The 15,039-nt window shown below is 62.6% G+C and carries 10 protein-coding genes; 8 read left to right on the top strand and 2 right to left on the bottom strand.

Annotation, left to right across the window (positions count from 1 at the left end; genetic code table 11):
* Positions 1-200 precede the first annotated feature (200 nt).
* Both IE122_RS14245 and IE122_RS14240 read left to right on the top strand, forming a co-directional pair.
* A complete protein-coding gene (locus IE122_RS14245; protein WP_189621872.1) occupies positions 201-1,490 on the top strand; it encodes a sugar MFS transporter in 1,290 nt (429 codons plus the stop codon).
* A gap of 339 nt (positions 1,491-1,829) precedes the next feature.
* Positions 1,830-2,798 (top strand): formylglycine-generating enzyme family protein, encoded by a 969-nt coding sequence (locus tag IE122_RS14240; protein WP_505832173.1) that lies wholly within the window; start codon positions 1,830-1,832, stop codon positions 2,796-2,798.
* 292 nt (positions 2,799-3,090) lie between these two features.
* On the opposite strand, the gene IE122_RS14235 is transcribed toward IE122_RS14240, so the two are convergent.
* The gene (locus IE122_RS14235) at positions 3,091-3,816 is read right to left on the bottom strand and encodes an IclR family transcriptional regulator domain-containing protein (RefSeq protein ID WP_229814195.1); all 726 of its coding nucleotides are present in this window, start codon (positions 3,814-3,816) and stop codon (positions 3,091-3,093) included.
* Positions 3,817-3,954: 138 nt separating this feature from the next.
* On the opposite strand from IE122_RS14235, the gene IE122_RS14230 reads away from it, so the two are divergent.
* The 6 genes from IE122_RS14230 (at position 3,955) to IE122_RS14205 (ending at position 13,075) form a co-directional block, all read left to right on the top strand.
* Positions 3,955-4,641 (top strand): 3-oxoacid CoA-transferase subunit A, encoded by a 687-nt coding sequence (locus IE122_RS14230; RefSeq protein WP_189621868.1) that lies wholly within the window; start codon positions 3,955-3,957, stop codon positions 4,639-4,641.
* A 4-nt stretch (positions 4,642-4,645) separates the two neighbouring features.
* Entirely contained in the window at positions 4,646-5,281 is a 636-nt protein-coding gene (locus IE122_RS14225; protein ID WP_189621866.1) for a 3-oxoacid CoA-transferase subunit B, read from the top strand.
* A gap of 3 nt (positions 5,282-5,284) precedes the next feature.
* Positions 5,285-6,493 (top strand): 3-oxoadipyl-CoA thiolase, encoded by a 1,209-nt coding sequence (pcaF, locus tag IE122_RS14220; protein WP_189621864.1) that lies wholly within the window; start codon positions 5,285-5,287, stop codon positions 6,491-6,493.
* 152 nt (positions 6,494-6,645) lie between these two features.
* Positions 6,646-8,796, top strand: a complete 2,151-nt coding sequence (locus IE122_RS14215) for a beta-glucosidase (RefSeq protein ID WP_189621862.1) — start codon at positions 6,646-6,648, stop codon at positions 8,794-8,796.
* 361 nt (positions 8,797-9,157) lie between these two features.
* Positions 9,158-11,500: a TonB-dependent receptor gene (locus IE122_RS14210; RefSeq protein ID WP_189621861.1), complete on the top strand. Its 2,343-nt coding sequence runs from the start codon at positions 9,158-9,160 to the stop codon at positions 11,498-11,500.
* Positions 11,501-11,632: 132 nt separating this feature from the next.
* Entirely contained in the window at positions 11,633-13,075 is a 1,443-nt protein-coding gene (locus IE122_RS14205; protein WP_189621859.1) for a sulfatase family protein, read from the top strand.
* Between the two features lie 208 nt (positions 13,076-13,283).
* Here the strand turns inward: IE122_RS14205 and IE122_RS14200 are convergent, their stop codons facing one another.
* Positions 13,284-14,978: an AMP-binding protein gene (locus tag IE122_RS14200; protein ID WP_189621857.1), complete on the bottom strand. Its 1,695-nt coding sequence runs from the start codon at positions 14,976-14,978 to the stop codon at positions 13,284-13,286.
* Between the last annotated feature and the right edge of the window lie 61 nt (positions 14,979-15,039).

Genomic DNA, 15,039 nt, shown 5'->3' with positions numbered 1-15,039 from the left:
CATCCGGTGCTTGGCATCGCCATCGTTTCTTCCTCTGTCGCGCTTCATTGCACCCTAATCAGTTGGAGGGCGACAAGTAGTTTAGATCAAGTGGCGCGAGCGGGACGGGCGGCCTCACCTGTGAGATCCGAAGTATCAAACGGCCTCATGCACCGCACAAGTGACCGCCGGATGGCGTTATAGGTCGAGAGAGTATTTACATGGCGATACCGATCATCGAACCCACCAGCAGCGACCCGCGTTCGGGCGAGGCCAGGGCGCCGGTCGAAGCCCCGCAGTTGCGGCTGTTCGTCATGGCGCTGTTCTTCATCTTCGGCGGAATCACGTCCTTGAACGATGTGATCATCCCGAAGCTGAAGGAGCTGTTCACGCTCAACTACACCCAGGCCATGCTGGTGCAATTCTGCTTCTTCATCGCCTATGCGGTGATCGGCATTCCAGGCGCGCGGCTGGTCAAGAAGCTGGGCTACATGCGCGGGGGCGTGGCCGGCCTCCTGATCATGCTGGTCGGCTGCCTGCTGTTCATCCCGGCGAGCCGCACCGCGACTTACGGCCTGTTCCTCTTGGCCCTGTTCGTGCTGGCGAGCGGGGTGGTAGTCGTCCAGGTCGTCAGTAATCCGCTGATTTCGATGCTCGGCAAGCCCGAGACGGCGCACAGCCGGCTGACCTTCGCCCAGGCGTTCAATTCGCTCGGCACCACGATTTTTCCCTTTTTCGGCTCGCTGTTGATCCTTGGTGGACTCGCCAAGGTCTCGGCCGGCGACCTGTCGGGCGAGGCGCTCGACGCCTACCGCACCGCCGAGAGTCAGGCGATCGTCCATGGCTATATCGGCCTGGCCGCAGCGCTCGCGGTGGTGGCTGGCGTGGTCTGGCTGTTCCGCAATGCGCTGAAGGGCGAGGCCCACGAGGAGAGCTCGGGCCTGGCCGGGCTCGACCTCTTGAGGCGGCCGCGCTTCGGGCTGGGGGCGCTCTGCATTTTCCTCTACGTCGGCGCGGAAGTCTCGATCGGCTCGCTCATCGTGAACTACCTGCGACAAGCTTCGGTGATGGGGCTGGAGGAACAGGTCGCCGGCAAGATGATTCCGCTTTACTGGGGCGGGGCCATGATCGGCCGGTTCATCGGCTCCGTCGTGCTGAGGTTGGTGAGCCCAGGCAAGGTGCTGGCCGGGGCGGCGGCGGCGGCAATCGCGCTGATCGTGACCTCGGCGGCGACTGCGGGGGCCATTTCGGGCTATGCCCTGCTGGCGATCGGCATGGCCAATTCGATCATGTTTCCGACGATTTTCTCCCTTGCCTGCGAGAAGCTGGGCTCGCGCGCGGCGGATGGTTCGGGGATCATCAACGTGGCGATCTGCGGTGGGGCGGTCGTGCCGCTGGTCACCGGGATGATCGCCGATGCCAGCGGGAGCCTGACTGTGGGTCTGTTCCTGCCGGCGCTGTGCTATGCGGTGATCGCCTACTTTGGCTGGTACGCGCGGCGACCGGCTTGATCGCGGCGCGCTCCATAGCCTGCCATCTCCGTCACGCAGCAGATTGAGGATCGATACGCGAGCGCAATTGACGGCCGGTGCTGGCGGCGCGTCAACTCGCAGGCAGCCGCATTCTCTCTGACCCTCATCATCAACCGCGTCGTCGCCAACACCGTCTCGCGTATTATGATTGCATCGCCTGCTTCAGGTTTCAGCTCACACCGGGCCAGACGTTCAGCCGGACGCGGATCGTGGAGGTATGGAGATGAGTGCCCGGCTGGGCTGCACTTTTGCTTGGCTGGGCAGAACTGCTCCACCATATCCGCTCCTTGATGAAGCGAGTGCGCCATGGGTGACCGAATGACGACAACAGGAATGAAGCAGGACGCGACGGCAGGCATGCGCCGCATCGCCGGCGGCACGTTTACTATGGGTGCGCTGAATTGGTATCCGGAAGAGGCACCGCTGCGCCGGGTCCGCGTCGATGATTTCTGGATCGACGAGGCACCGGTGACCAACCGTGAGTTCGCCCGGTTCGTCGCGGCCACTGGCCACGTCACCACGGCGGAGATTGCGCCCGATCCCAAGGACTATCCCGGAATGCTCCCCGGCATGGACCAACCCGGCTCGCTTGTCTTCACCAAGACCTCTGGGCCGGTGCCGCTGACCGAATATCACCATTGGTGGCAGTTCATGTTCGAGGCGGACTGGAGGCACCCCTATGGGCCGGACAGTGATCTCGATGCCTTCGAACTTTGGGACCATCCGGTGGTCCAAGTCTCGTGGAAGGATGCTGCGGCCTATGCAATGTGGGCGGGCAAGCGCCTGCCGACCGAGGCCGAGCACGAATTTGCCGCGCGCGGCGGGCTCGACCGCAAGGACTTCGCCTGGGGCGACGAGCTTGCGCCCGAGGGGCGGATGATGGCGAACTACTGGCAGGGCCTGTTTCCCTTCACCAACACCCGCGAGGATGGCTGGGAACGCACTTCGCCCGTCCGCAGCTTTCCGGCCAACGGCTATGGCCTCTACGATATGATCGGCAATGTCTGGGAATGGACCGCAGACTGGTGGGTCGAGAACCACGCCGCGTTGAAGAAGAAGAAGAACCCTCAGTCCTGCTGCACCGTCTCAAATCCGCGCGGCGGCACGCTCAGGAGCAGCTTCGATCCTTCGCAGCCGCAAGTGAAGATCGGGCGCAAAGTGTTGAAGGGCGGCTCGCACTTGTGCGCAGCGAACCATTGCATGCGCTACCGCCCGGCTGCCCGCCACCCTGAGATGATCGACACATCGACCAACCATATCGGCTTTCGGTGCGTGGTGCGGGGTTAGACCAGTCGGGAGGGAGCAGACAGAGGTTGTGCCGGCCCCCCGCGGATAGAGCGGATCAGCGATGTCGTCCGGGATTCCGGAATCCCGTTGCAGCACTGGCTCCATTGTTTTGTGTAGCTGGCCCTTCGCTGCGGCCCGCTTCACGGCCAAAAGCCCGGTCGGGGCAGGCCCGGGGGGCAATGTGGATGACCCTTCACAGCTTCCGCGCCTTTGGTGGATAATTCGCTGGAGTGCGGCTTTACCTCGCCGTCTTCCGCGCGCGATCGAGGGCGTGGTGGCTTGCGTAAAAGGGTTAGCTGTCGAGCCGCGCGGCGGTTTCAAGAAGGGGGGGGAGCAAGACCTTGCGCATTTCCTCTGCCGACATTCGAGCTGCCGAAGTACCTACATTCAGGGCGGCAACAACCTGCCCCCTTCGTCTTACCGGGACCGCGATCGACCGCAGTCCGATTTCCAGTTCCTGGTCGACGAACGAGAAGCCGTCAGAGCCGGCACTGCGGATAACCACAAGCAGCCTTTGCGGCGCGGTAATCGTGTGTTTGGTCAATACCTGCAGGGACGTTCGAGCGAGGTACGCCTCCTGCTCCTCGTTAGGCCGCCCCGCCAGAAGAACTCGGCCCATCGAAGTGCAATATAGCGGCAGGCACGACCCGACCCGCAGGCTGACCGACATGACCCGGGTCGCCTCCGCCCGGGCAATGTAGCATAGCTGGTCATCCTCCATGACGCCCAGCGAGCATGATTCACCGAGCACGTCGCGCAGGGCGTCCAACGCGGGCTGGGCGCGCGAGGCGAGCGAATTGATGGAGAGATAGGGGTGCCCCAGCGATAGCGCCTGACGACGGACGATGTAGCCTCGACCCTCTTGCGCGACATAGCCGAGCAACGACAGTGTATAAATGCATCGGCGGACTGCGGCGCGGCTGAGGCTGGTGTAGCGCGCAGCGTCGGCGATGGTCACCGGCCGTTCGGCGATTGCGATGCAGCGCATGACGGCGAGGCCGCGGGCCAGCGACGTCATGAATTCCGGATCACCGGGTCGTTCGATGTGGCTTGCAGGGTTCATCAACGTATCGTTCGGTTATCGGTTATATGGCCGTTTAGCGGTTGACTCAAGAGGAGATGCTCTGGCCTGTATCACGCTACGGAGGATGCCGGCGTGATAGACAAGCAGGTGGCGACAGCAGCAGATGCAGTCGCCGACATACAGGATGGCTCGACGGTCATGATCGGCGGCTTCGGGACCGCAGGAATGCCGGATCAGCTGATCGAAGCCCTCATCGCGCGCGGCGCGGGTAATCTGACGATCATCAACAACAACGCTGGTAACGGCGAGGCGGGTGTCGCCGCGCTGATTCGTGAAGGGCGGGTGAAGAAAATCATCTGCTCATTCCCGCGCCAGTCGGATTCGCACCATTTCGATGCGCGATATCGGGCGGACGAGATCGAGCTGGAGCTTGTGCCGCAGGGCAACCTAGCGGCGCGGATCCAGGCGGCTGGCGCCGGGCTGGGAGCAATATTCACGCCTACCGGCTATGGGACTTCTCTGGCTGAGGGTAAGGAAACCCGCGAGATCGATGGGGTTAACTACGTTCTGGAATATCCGATCCGCGCTGAATTTGGACTGATCAAGGCCTATCGGGGAGACCGATGGGGTAACCTTGTCTACCGCAAGACTGCCCGGAACTTCGGGCCGATCATTGCCATGGCCGCCCGCACCACGATCGTGCAGGTAGACGAGGTGGTGCCTCTTGGCAGCCTCGATCCGGAAACGGTGGTGACCCCCGGGATATTCGTCCAGCGGGTCGTCGGCATCCCCGCTGCAACGACCAACAAAAGGGGATGAAACCATGATGCGACTGAACCGCGAGGAGATGGCGCGGCGGGTGGCTCAGGACATCCCAGAGGGTGCCTATGTCAATCTCGGTATAGGCTTGCCGACCAAGGTGGCGAATTACCTGCCGGTGGACCGCGAGGTCTTGCTCCAGAGCGAGAACGGCCTGCTCGGCATGGGACCGGCCCCGGCACCGGGCGACGAGGACTGGGACTTGATCAATGCCGGAAAGCAGGCGGTGACCCTGTTGACCGGTGGCTGTTACTTCCATCATGCCGACAGCTTCGCCATGATGCGCGGCGGTCATCTCGACATCTGCGTGCTGGGCGCGTTTCAGGTGGCGGTGAACGGCGACCTGGCCAATTGGCACACGGGCGAGCCGGGAGCGATCCCCGCCGTTGGCGGAGCCATGGACCTCGCTATCGGAGCCAAGAAGACCTTGGTCATGATGGAATTGCTCACTCGCGACGGCCGATCCAAGCTGGTCGAGCGCTGCAGTTATCCCCTTACCGGGCTGGGCTGCACCTCGCGTGTCTACACAGACATGGCTGTGTTCGACCTGGGGTCGGCCGGGGCTCGCGTGGTCGAGACAGTGGAAGGATGCAGTGTGGACGACCTTCGAAATCTGACCGGTCTGGTGCTGGAGGGCTGATCCTTGGACGAAGCGTATATTTGCGACGCGGTGCGCACCCCAATCGGCCGATATGGTGGAAGCCTGGCACAAGTCCGCGCCGATGATCTCGGTGCCGTGCCCCTGCGCGCCCTGTTGGAGCGCAATCCCGGCTTGGATCCGGCGGCCATCGAAGAAGTGTTCTGCGGTTGCGCCAACCAGTCAGGCGAGGATAACCGCAACGTCGCGCGGATGAGCCTCCTGCTGGCCGGTCTGCCGGTCGACGTGCCGGGTGTGACCCTCAACCGGTTGTGCGCATCGGGGCTCGAGGCGGTCGGGCAGGCGGCTCGCGCCGTTCGCTGCGGCGAGATGGAGCTCGCAGTCGCGGGGGGCGTGGAATCGATGACCCGCGCGCCGTTCGTGATGGGCAAGAGCGCGAGCGCGTTCGGTCGGGACCAGAAGGTCGAGGATACGACGATGGGCTGGCGCTTCGTCAATCCGGCGCTGGATCGGCTGCACGGCACGGAAGCCATGCCGCGTACCGGCGAGAACGTGGCGGCGGACTTCGGGATCTCCCGCGCCGACCAGGATGCCTTCGCCCTGCGCAGCCAGCAACGGGCCGAAGCGGCGCGAGCCTGCGGCTTTTTTGCAGAGGAAATCGTTGCGGTATCCGTTCCGGGGCTGCGGCGGGGAGAAACGGTCGCCTTTGCCGAGGACGAGCATCCGCGCGCGGACACCAGCGTGGAGACGTTGAGCAGGTTGAAGCCGCTGTTCGGCCCTGACGGCACGGTGACTGCGGGCAATGCATCCGGCATCAACGACGGTGCCGCCGCCATGATCGTGGCGAGCGAGGCGAGCGTGAAGGCCCATGGCCTCACGCCGCGAGCCCGAGTGCTGGGTCTCGCCTCGGCGGGTGTGCAGCCTCGGATCATGGGCATCGGCCCGGTGCCGGCGACGCGAAAGCTGATGGCTCGGCTGGGGCTGACTATCGCCGATTTCGATTTCATCGAACTCAATGAGGCCTTCGCCAGCCAGGGGCTGGCGGTCCTGCGCCAGCTTGGCTTGTCCGACGATGCGAGCCATGTGAATCCCAACGGCGGGGCAATCGCGCTGGGCCATCCGCTCGGCATGTCGGGCGCACGGATCGTCATGACGCTGGTGCATCAACTCGAGCGGACAGGGGCGCGGCGCGGCCTGGCAACCCTGTGCGTCGGCGTGGGCATGGGCCTCTCCCTGGCGGTGGAGCGGGTGTGATCGTGCGCAGACCGGCGTCGCGGTGCTCCACGGCCCGAACAGGTTCATTCCAAGCCGTATGACGGCCATAGCAGACCGACTGGAGAGGTTAAGTGACAACTAAACGGGTGTTCATTGCAGGGACCGCGCTGGCGCTCACCACGCCCGGTGCCATGGCCGGCCAGTCGGCTGACCCCCTTGCCGCCGCCGAACAGCGTGCGGCGGCCACGGTGCGGCAGATGCGGCCTGACGAGAAGACCATCCTCACCCATTCAGTCATGCCCATCGACGTTCACAAGACTGGCGCGAAGTTTCCCGAGGATGCGATTTTCGGGGCGGGCTACACTCCATCGATATCTCGGCTCGGCGTGCCGGCGCTGAAAGAGACGGATGCGAGCCTTGGCGTGGCCTATCTGGAAGGAGGGCGCAAAGATTGGGCGACGGCGCTCCCTTCTGCCATTGCCCAGGCAGCAACATGGAATCCCGCCCTTGTCATGCGCGGCGGTGCCATGATCGGGGGCGAGGCGCGCGCCAAGGGCTTCAACGTGCTGCTTGCGGGGGGCGTCAATCTTGTCCGGGATCCGCGTGGCGGGCGCACTTTCGAATACTTCTCCGAGGATCCGCTCCTGTCGGGCGTTCTAGCAGGGGCTGCGATCACCGGTGTCCAGAGCAATCATATCATCTCGACCATCAAGCACCTCGCGCTCAACGGGCAGGAAACCGGTCGCAAGTTCGTGGACATGCGGATCTCCGACGCGGCGGCACGCGAGAGCGACCTGCTGGCGTTTCAGATCGGCATCGAGCAGGGGCACCCGGGCGCCGTCATGTGCGCCTACAACCGTGTCAATGGTCATTATGCCTGCGACAGCGACTATCTGTTGAATCGCGTTTTGAAGCATGACTGGTCCTACAAGGGCTTCGTCATGTCCGATTGGGGCGCTGTGCACGGAGTGGGCGCTGCTCTCAACGGCCTTGACCGACAGTCGGGCGAGCAACTCGATCCGGACGTGTATTTCGACAGTCGACTGGCAGCGAAGGCTGCAGCCGACCCGGCCTATGCCGCGCGCTTGGACGACATGAACAAGCGCGTGTTGACTGCCATTTACGCGAACGGATTGGACAAGTTTCCGGCATCGCCCGGCGGGGCTATCGACTTTGCCGGCAACGCCGAGCTTTCCGCCGAAGTCGCCCGGCAAGGTATCGTCCTGCTCAAGAATGACGGACGCATCCTGCCCTTGGCGGCGACAGCCAAATCCATCGCGGTGATCGGCGGCTATGCGGATGGCGGCGTATTGTCCGGCGCAGGATCGAGCCAGGTCCAGGGCAAGGATGGGCCAGCAGTGGTTCGTCCGAAGAACGGTAGCGGCTCGCAGTTCATTTCCGAGCAGTACCACCGGTCAAGCCCGCTCGCCGCAATCAAGGCGCGGGCCGGCAATGCGACGGTCACCTTCCGCGATGGGCGCTACATCGCCGATGCCGTGCAGCGCGCCCGGCAAGCGGAAGTGGCGATTGTCTTTGCCACGCAGTGGATGGCGGAAGGGATCGATGTCCCCGACCTGTCACTGCCCTATGGACAGGACGAGCTTATTGCCGCAGTCGCTGCCGCCAATCCGCGAACGATCGTTGTGCTTGAGACCGGAAGCGCCGTGAAGATGCCTTGGCTCGACAAGGTGGCCGGGGTCGTCGAAGCTTGGTACCCCGGGGCTCGTGGGGGCGAGGCGATCGCTGCGGTCCTGTTCGGCGAGGCGAACCCTTCCGGTCGTCTGCCGATCACCTTCCCCGCCAGCGAGGCGCAACTGCCCCGGCCCCACCTTGACGGGAGCGATTGGGTCGAAAGCGCCGGGTTGGGCGAGGCGAAAGTTCCGGAGCGCCAGCTCTCGGCAGACTATGACATCGAGGGGTCCGACGTCGGGTATCGCTGGTTCTCCCGAACGGGGGCGCGGCCGCTGTTCCCGTTTGGCTATGGCCTCAGCTACACATCATTCGAGGCCCGAAACCTCAAAATCTCGGGGTTCAACGCCAGCGTCACCATCCGCAACACAGGTGCTCGGGCTGGCGACGAGGTCGCGCAACTCTATCTCCTGGATCGCGCTGGTGCCCACAAGCGCCGTCTGGTCGGGTTTTCGCGGATCAGCCTTGAGCCGGGTGTCGAAAAGCGGATTTCGATCCGTATCGACCCTCGCTTGCTGGCCGACTGGAATGGATCGGGCTGGCAAATGCCTGCGGGTGCCTATGAGTTCGCGATCGGGAAGGATGCCGAGACGATGGTGACTCGCGCGTCGATTCGATTGCCGGCGCGGACTTGGAGTGGCCCGGCACAATAAATCTGTCGCCGCCCCATGCAGAGAAGAATGTGTCTCACTCGGATCGCCGATCAGTATGTTGATTCTCATTAGCGATATGGGCGGGTTTGCGCCCATTGGGCGGATGCGGACGGGGATCAACCCGCGTCCGCGATCGACCGCCGACGGTACCCCATCGGCATTCTGATATGTGATCCATTCCGTTCCTTTGTGAGCGACTTCGTGGATCAGCACGCCCATGTTTGTTGCGACGGCAAGGGCTCGGCAGACGTGGCCCTGCAAAATTTGTCGGGAACGTGATCGGCAGCGTGATCGAAACTGGTGCTGGCAGCCGGTGGCGGAATTGATCGTGCGACGCATCATAGTAAATGGGGAGGAAGTAATGAAGAGTTTTCTCAAGTATACCCTTTTGGCGGGCATTCCCCCGGCGGCCCTGCTTGCGTCGCCTGCATTTGCGCAGGCAGCCGCCGACGAGGCGACGCGCCCACAGGGCGACGAAATCGTCGTGACCGCCAACAAGAGCAATGAAAAGCTCCAAGACATTCCCAAGTCGGTGCAGGTCGTCACGTCGGCCGCGCTGCAAAAGCAGAACATCACCGCGATCGGTGACCTGCAGAAGCTGGCTCCGTCGATCTCGGGTGAAGGTCAGACCCTTGCCATGCGCGGCGTCGGCACCGGTGCCTCTACGCTCAATGCCCCGAACAAGGTCGGCCTTGTTGTCGATGACGTGCCGCAGCCGTCATCGACGGTCATGTCGAACACATTGCTCGACGTGGCGCAGATCGAAGTCCTGCCCGGGCCGCAGGGAACCCTCTCGGGCCGCAATGCTTCCGGCGGTCTCGTCAACATCGTGACTCGCGGCCCCACGGCCGAGTGGAAGGGCATGGTCAACGCGCTCTACACGTCCGACGAGCAGAAGCAGCTTACTGCTTGGGTCTCTGGTCCGGTAAACGATCGGGTTCAGGTCAGCATGTCGCAGTATTTCAACGGCTTCAGGGGCTTGTACAAGAACGTCACGCTCGACAAGTGGTCAAGCGAATACACCTATGGATCGCGCAACAAGGTCAAGGTGCTGGTCAGCGATTCGCTGACCGCTGAACTGACTGCGTTCTATCAGTACACCCACAAGAACGGGTCGCTGCTGGTCAAGCCGTTCGCCTACGTCCCGGATGGCTTCGTCTGGCCGACCGATATCAAGCTGCGCCCGTTCTCGGAAGCTCAGCCGGGTGTCACGCCCTCGAAGTCGAACCGGAACTTCGCCAGTCCCTACAATGGCGAGGAAAAGTATACGGACTGGGGCGGCATTGGTCGTCTGACGCTCGCCACGCCAGGTGGCGTGACGATCAGTTCGATAACATCGTACCTGAACGAACGATCCAGGGCCGACACGGTCTTTGGTCTCGGCCTGATCACCACTGCGGACCTGTCGAACACTCGTCCGGAATTCGATGGCTTTCAGCACACCGTCACCGGTACTGACTACTGGACCCAGGAAATCCGGCTCAATTCGCCCGGTACCGGGCCGCTCAATTACGTAGTTGGCGGCTTTTACTCGAATGAGAATACCACGAACAACTTCACCCGGTACCTTTTCACCGCGGTGACCGAGGCGGCATACAAGACAAAGTCGCTGGCTGGGTACGCGCATGCGGATTATGCAGTGACCGACGCGTTCAAGATTCTTGGGGGCATCCGCTGGGAGCGGGACAAGATCTCCGCAGACTTCTACACCCCGATCCTGCCGGCGGTGCAGCATCTCCTGTCGAATGGGGTGGTCCAGGACATGCCGGCCCTGCAGACAGGCGCGCGGGGCGCGGCGCAGGCGACGGCCAGCTTCGTCAACTACGACCTCGGGGTCCAGTACAAGGTCGCCCCGGACGTAATGCTTTACGGGACGTACTCCAAGGCAAAGCAGGGGCCTATCTACGATTCCTCGGATACGACGGGTCTCCTCACCAACACGCTGGCACCCTTGCCGCAGGAATCGGTGAAGTCCTGGGAAGCCGGTATGAAGTCGCAGTTCTTCAACCGCAATCTCACGCTCAACCTGTCGGTGTTCAACAGCAATTACCAGAACTATCAGGTCCAGACGAGCATCGTTGACCCTGTCACGCAGTCGGTTTCACGCAGGCTCGCTTCGGTGGGCAAAGTCCGCACCCGCGGTGTCGAACTCAACGCTGTGGGCCGGGTCAGTTCACGCCTCACGGCGAACTTGAACCTGGCCTACACCGAAGCGAAGATCCTCGATTTCCCGAACCCGTCCTGCTACATCAATGCACCGCGTAGTCAATCGGCGGACACGCCCGGCGCGGTGTGTTTCCCGATCGCCCCGGGCTCTAGGACGTTTGTTCAGAACAACCTCGCTGGCCAATTGCTGAACAATGCGCCGCGTCTGAAGGCCACATTCTCCTTCGAATACACCCTTCCGCTCAACGACAACGGCCTGGAGGCTTACTTCTCGCCGTTGATCAAGCATGCGTCGTCGCAGCGCACCAGCCTTCTCGGCGAGCCGACAAGCTACTTCGGGAAGACCAACTATGTCGATGTGAACGCTGGCATCCGCAATGAGCACTTCACGGCGGAATTCTTCGTTCGCAACCTGTTCAAGGAGAATAAGCAGACCTTCGTGCCACAGCAGAGCTTCTCCCCGAACGGGGCACTTCAGCAAGCCCTGCAGCGGATCAATGATCGCTACGTCGGTGGGCGGTTGTCGTACAAATTCTGATCTGCAACTGACGGGGGGCAGCGAGATTTTCACGCTGCGCCCCGTTATATGATTTTGATCTGGCCGCCGCTGGCTCCGGATACTGAGCCTTCATATCCGGACCTGCGAAATCGGCTCTGAAGGAGGTGCTTGATGTCTGCCGAGCCTCGTCGACGGGTTTCCTTGCCGCCGATAAAGGCGGCGCTGATGGTGGCTTCTGCGGGGGTACTCGCGCTTGCCTGTCCCGCAAGGTCCCAGGCTCCGGCACTGCCTTCGCCAACTGCGCGTGCACAGATAAGTGGGGTGCCCAACATCATCTTGATCCTCGCAGACGATTTCGGGGTTGAGGGTGTGAACGCCTACGGCGGCGAGTATTACACACCGAACATTGATCGCCTCTCGCGCGAGGGCACCCGCTTCGATAATGCGCACGCGATGCCGCTCTGCTCACCCTCGCGCGTGCGGTTGATGACCGGGCAGGACAATCATCGGAACTACGAAGCGTTCGGCTATCTGGCACCGGGGCAGCGCACATTCGCCAATGTCCTGAAGGATGCCGGTTACGCCACCGGCATAGTCGGCAAATGGCAGCTAATGGGCAACGGTTTCGACGGTCGCGTCGGAATCACCCCGGAAGCTGCGGGCTTCGACGAGTATTACCTGTGGCAGTTGCGCGCGCTCGACCGCCACGGATCGCGTTATTGGGGGCCAACCCGCGTTTCGAACAACGGAACCAAGATCAACGAAGAAGGCTTCGGCCCGGATCTCGATGCGTCGTTTGCGGTGGATTTCATCCATCGCAACAAGGACAGACCCTTCTTCCTCTATTACTCGATGGTTCTGGTTCACAATCCATTCGTGCCGACGCCGGATTCGATGCAGGCCAAGGGGGACAAGAACCGGTTCGCCGCCATGGTGACCTACATGGACAAGGAGGTCGGCGACGTTATGGACGCCCTGCGCAGGGAAGGTCTGGACAAGAATACCGTCGTGATCTTCACCGGGGACAACGGCACCAATCGCGCCATCACCACGATGCGCGATGGCGTTCCCGTGCAGGGCGGGAAGGGCACCCCGACGATCAACGGTACGCACGTGCCGCTGATCGCCTGGGCTCCGGGCCGAGTCCCGGTAGGCAAGGTCAGTGCCGCACTGTTCGACTTCGCCGATTTCCTGCCGACTTTTGCCGAGATCGGCGGGCGGGCGGTCAAGCCAGGCACTATCGATGGCGTGAGCCAATGGTCGGTGATGCAAGGCAAGGCAAAGACCGCTCGCGAGACGATCTTCCAACACTATGCGCCGGCCTGGGTCTTCGAACCGGCGCGGTTCGCATTCGATGCAGAATGGAAGCTCTACGGCGATGGGCGGTTTGTTCACATGAACCCATTGTCCGGTGTGGAGACCGAAGTGGATGCGGTGAGGGCGGGTGGCGAAGCCGCCAAGCACAAAGCGCGCCTTGCCCGCGTCATGGCGACCGCGAACGACGGCCCGCTCGATTCAACACGCTATCCGTGGTGTGTGAAGCAGGATTCCAAGTCCCCTACCCTGCCGGCAACTGTCGCCGGGTGCGCTCACATGCCACAAGGGGAAGAGTGAATTGACTGATCCGGGGGCAGGCTCGGCACCATCGCGATTTGCCAGGCGGACACAGCGGGGGGACACGTCGATACCGCTCTGCCGTGCTGGCCACCTGTGCCCTGGCCTTTTGCGCAACGCCAAGCCCGACCCAGCGCGTCCCGGCCGGGCGATGCGACTCTGATGCAATCCGCCATATTGCGCAGTCCGACAGCTTGCCCTGCGGCAGTCACAGCGCGCGCGTGGCGCTATAGGCTTCCTCTGCAAGCAGGGCGATCATCGTTTCGCGCAGGAGGTATTTCTGGACCTTGCCCGAAACGGTCATCGGGAAGCTGTCCACGAACCGTACATAGCGCGGTACCTTGTAATGGGCGATCCTGCCGCGGCAGAAGTTTATAAGGCCTTCGGCGTCGATTTCGGCGCCGGCCCTGCGCAGCACGCAGGCGAGCACATCCTCACCGTACTTTTCGTCCGGCACGCCGATCACCTGCACGTCTTCCACGGCAGGGTGCGTGTAGAGGAACTCCTCGATTTCACGCGGGTAAATGTTTTCACCGCCGCGGATAATCATGTCCTTGATCCGGCCGACGATCCGGCCGAGCCCGGCTTCGTCGACAATGCCCAGATCGCCGGTGTGCATCCACCCGTCGCGGATCGCCTCGGCGGTGCGTTCGGGATCATTCCAGTAGCCGAGCATCACCGAATAGCCCTTGGTGCACAGTTCGCCGGCGTGCCCGCGGGGTACGACCTTGCCGGTAGCCGGATCGACGACCTTGACCTCGAGATGGGGCAGGACCTGGCCGATCGTGCCTACTCGCACTTCAATGGGATCATCAGTCGCGGTCTGGAAGCTGACGGGGCTGGTTTCGGTCATGCCGTAGGCAATCCCGATGTCCTGCATGTGCATGCGCGCCATGACCTTGCGCATCACTTCCACCGGGCAGGGTGATCCGGCCATGATTCCGGTGCGTAGGCTGCCGAGATCGAAGCGGGAGAACTCGGGATGCTCGAGTTCGGCGATGAACATCGTCGGTACGCCATGCAGCCCCGTGCATCGCTCGGCCTCGACAGTTTCCAGTACCGCCAGCGGTTCGAAGCCCGATGACGGGTAGATCATTGTCGCGCCATGAACGAGGCAGGCCAGATTGCCCAACACCATCCCGAAGCAGTGGTACAGCGGAACCGGGATGCACAAGCGGTCCCCTTCGCGCAGGCCCATGCCAAGGCCTACGAAATAGCCGTTGTTGAGTACGTTGCGATGGGAAAGTGTGGCTCCCTTGGGCGAGCCGGTCGTCCCGCTGGTAAATTGTATGTTGATCGGATCGCGCGGACTTTGGGTGGCCGGCAGGGCCTGCAAAATTTCGTGAGATCTTTCCGTGGCCATAGCCGCGACATGGTTGAAATCGAGCCAGCCGGTTCGCGCGCCTCCCCCGATCTTGATGACGAGAGCCAGATCCGGCACCAGTTCGGAGCGAAACCTGCCATCGTCATGCACGTCGCCCAGCGTTTCCACCATGGCCACGTAGTCGCTGGTCTTGAAGGAACTGGCGCAGATGAGCGCCCTGACCCCCACCTTGCGCAGGGTATATTCCAGTTCCGACGCCCGGTAGGCCGGGTTGATGTTGACCTGGATCATCCCGGCCCGGGCGGTCGCGAACTGGGCGATGGCCCATTCGGCGCAGTTGGGCGCCCAGACGGCCACCCGATCGCCCGGCAGAATCCCGAGAGCCAGCAGTCCTGCGGCAAAGTCGTCAGACATGGCGAGCAATTCGCTCCAGGTCAGCCTGATGCCTTGGTGGCGGGAAACCAGCGCTTCATGACCTGGCCACTTGCGCGCGGCGCTTTCGAGCGCCTCTCCGATCGTGAGGTCAAGCAGGGGCGGATCGACGGGGCCGATCAGTTGGCTCAAGGATGGATCGTTCATTGTGGTACCTGAAGCTCATGGAAACTGTGGATGCGAAGAGCGGGCGGAAGCGGCGCGGCTC

Origin of the sequence: Novosphingobium colocasiae, assembly GCF_014652555.1 — a bacterium.
Taxonomy (GTDB): domain Bacteria; phylum Pseudomonadota; class Alphaproteobacteria; order Sphingomonadales; family Sphingomonadaceae; genus Novosphingobium; species Novosphingobium colocasiae.
Note: the sequence above shows the minus strand (reverse complement) of the source record. Positions and strands in the feature narration are given on the sequence as shown.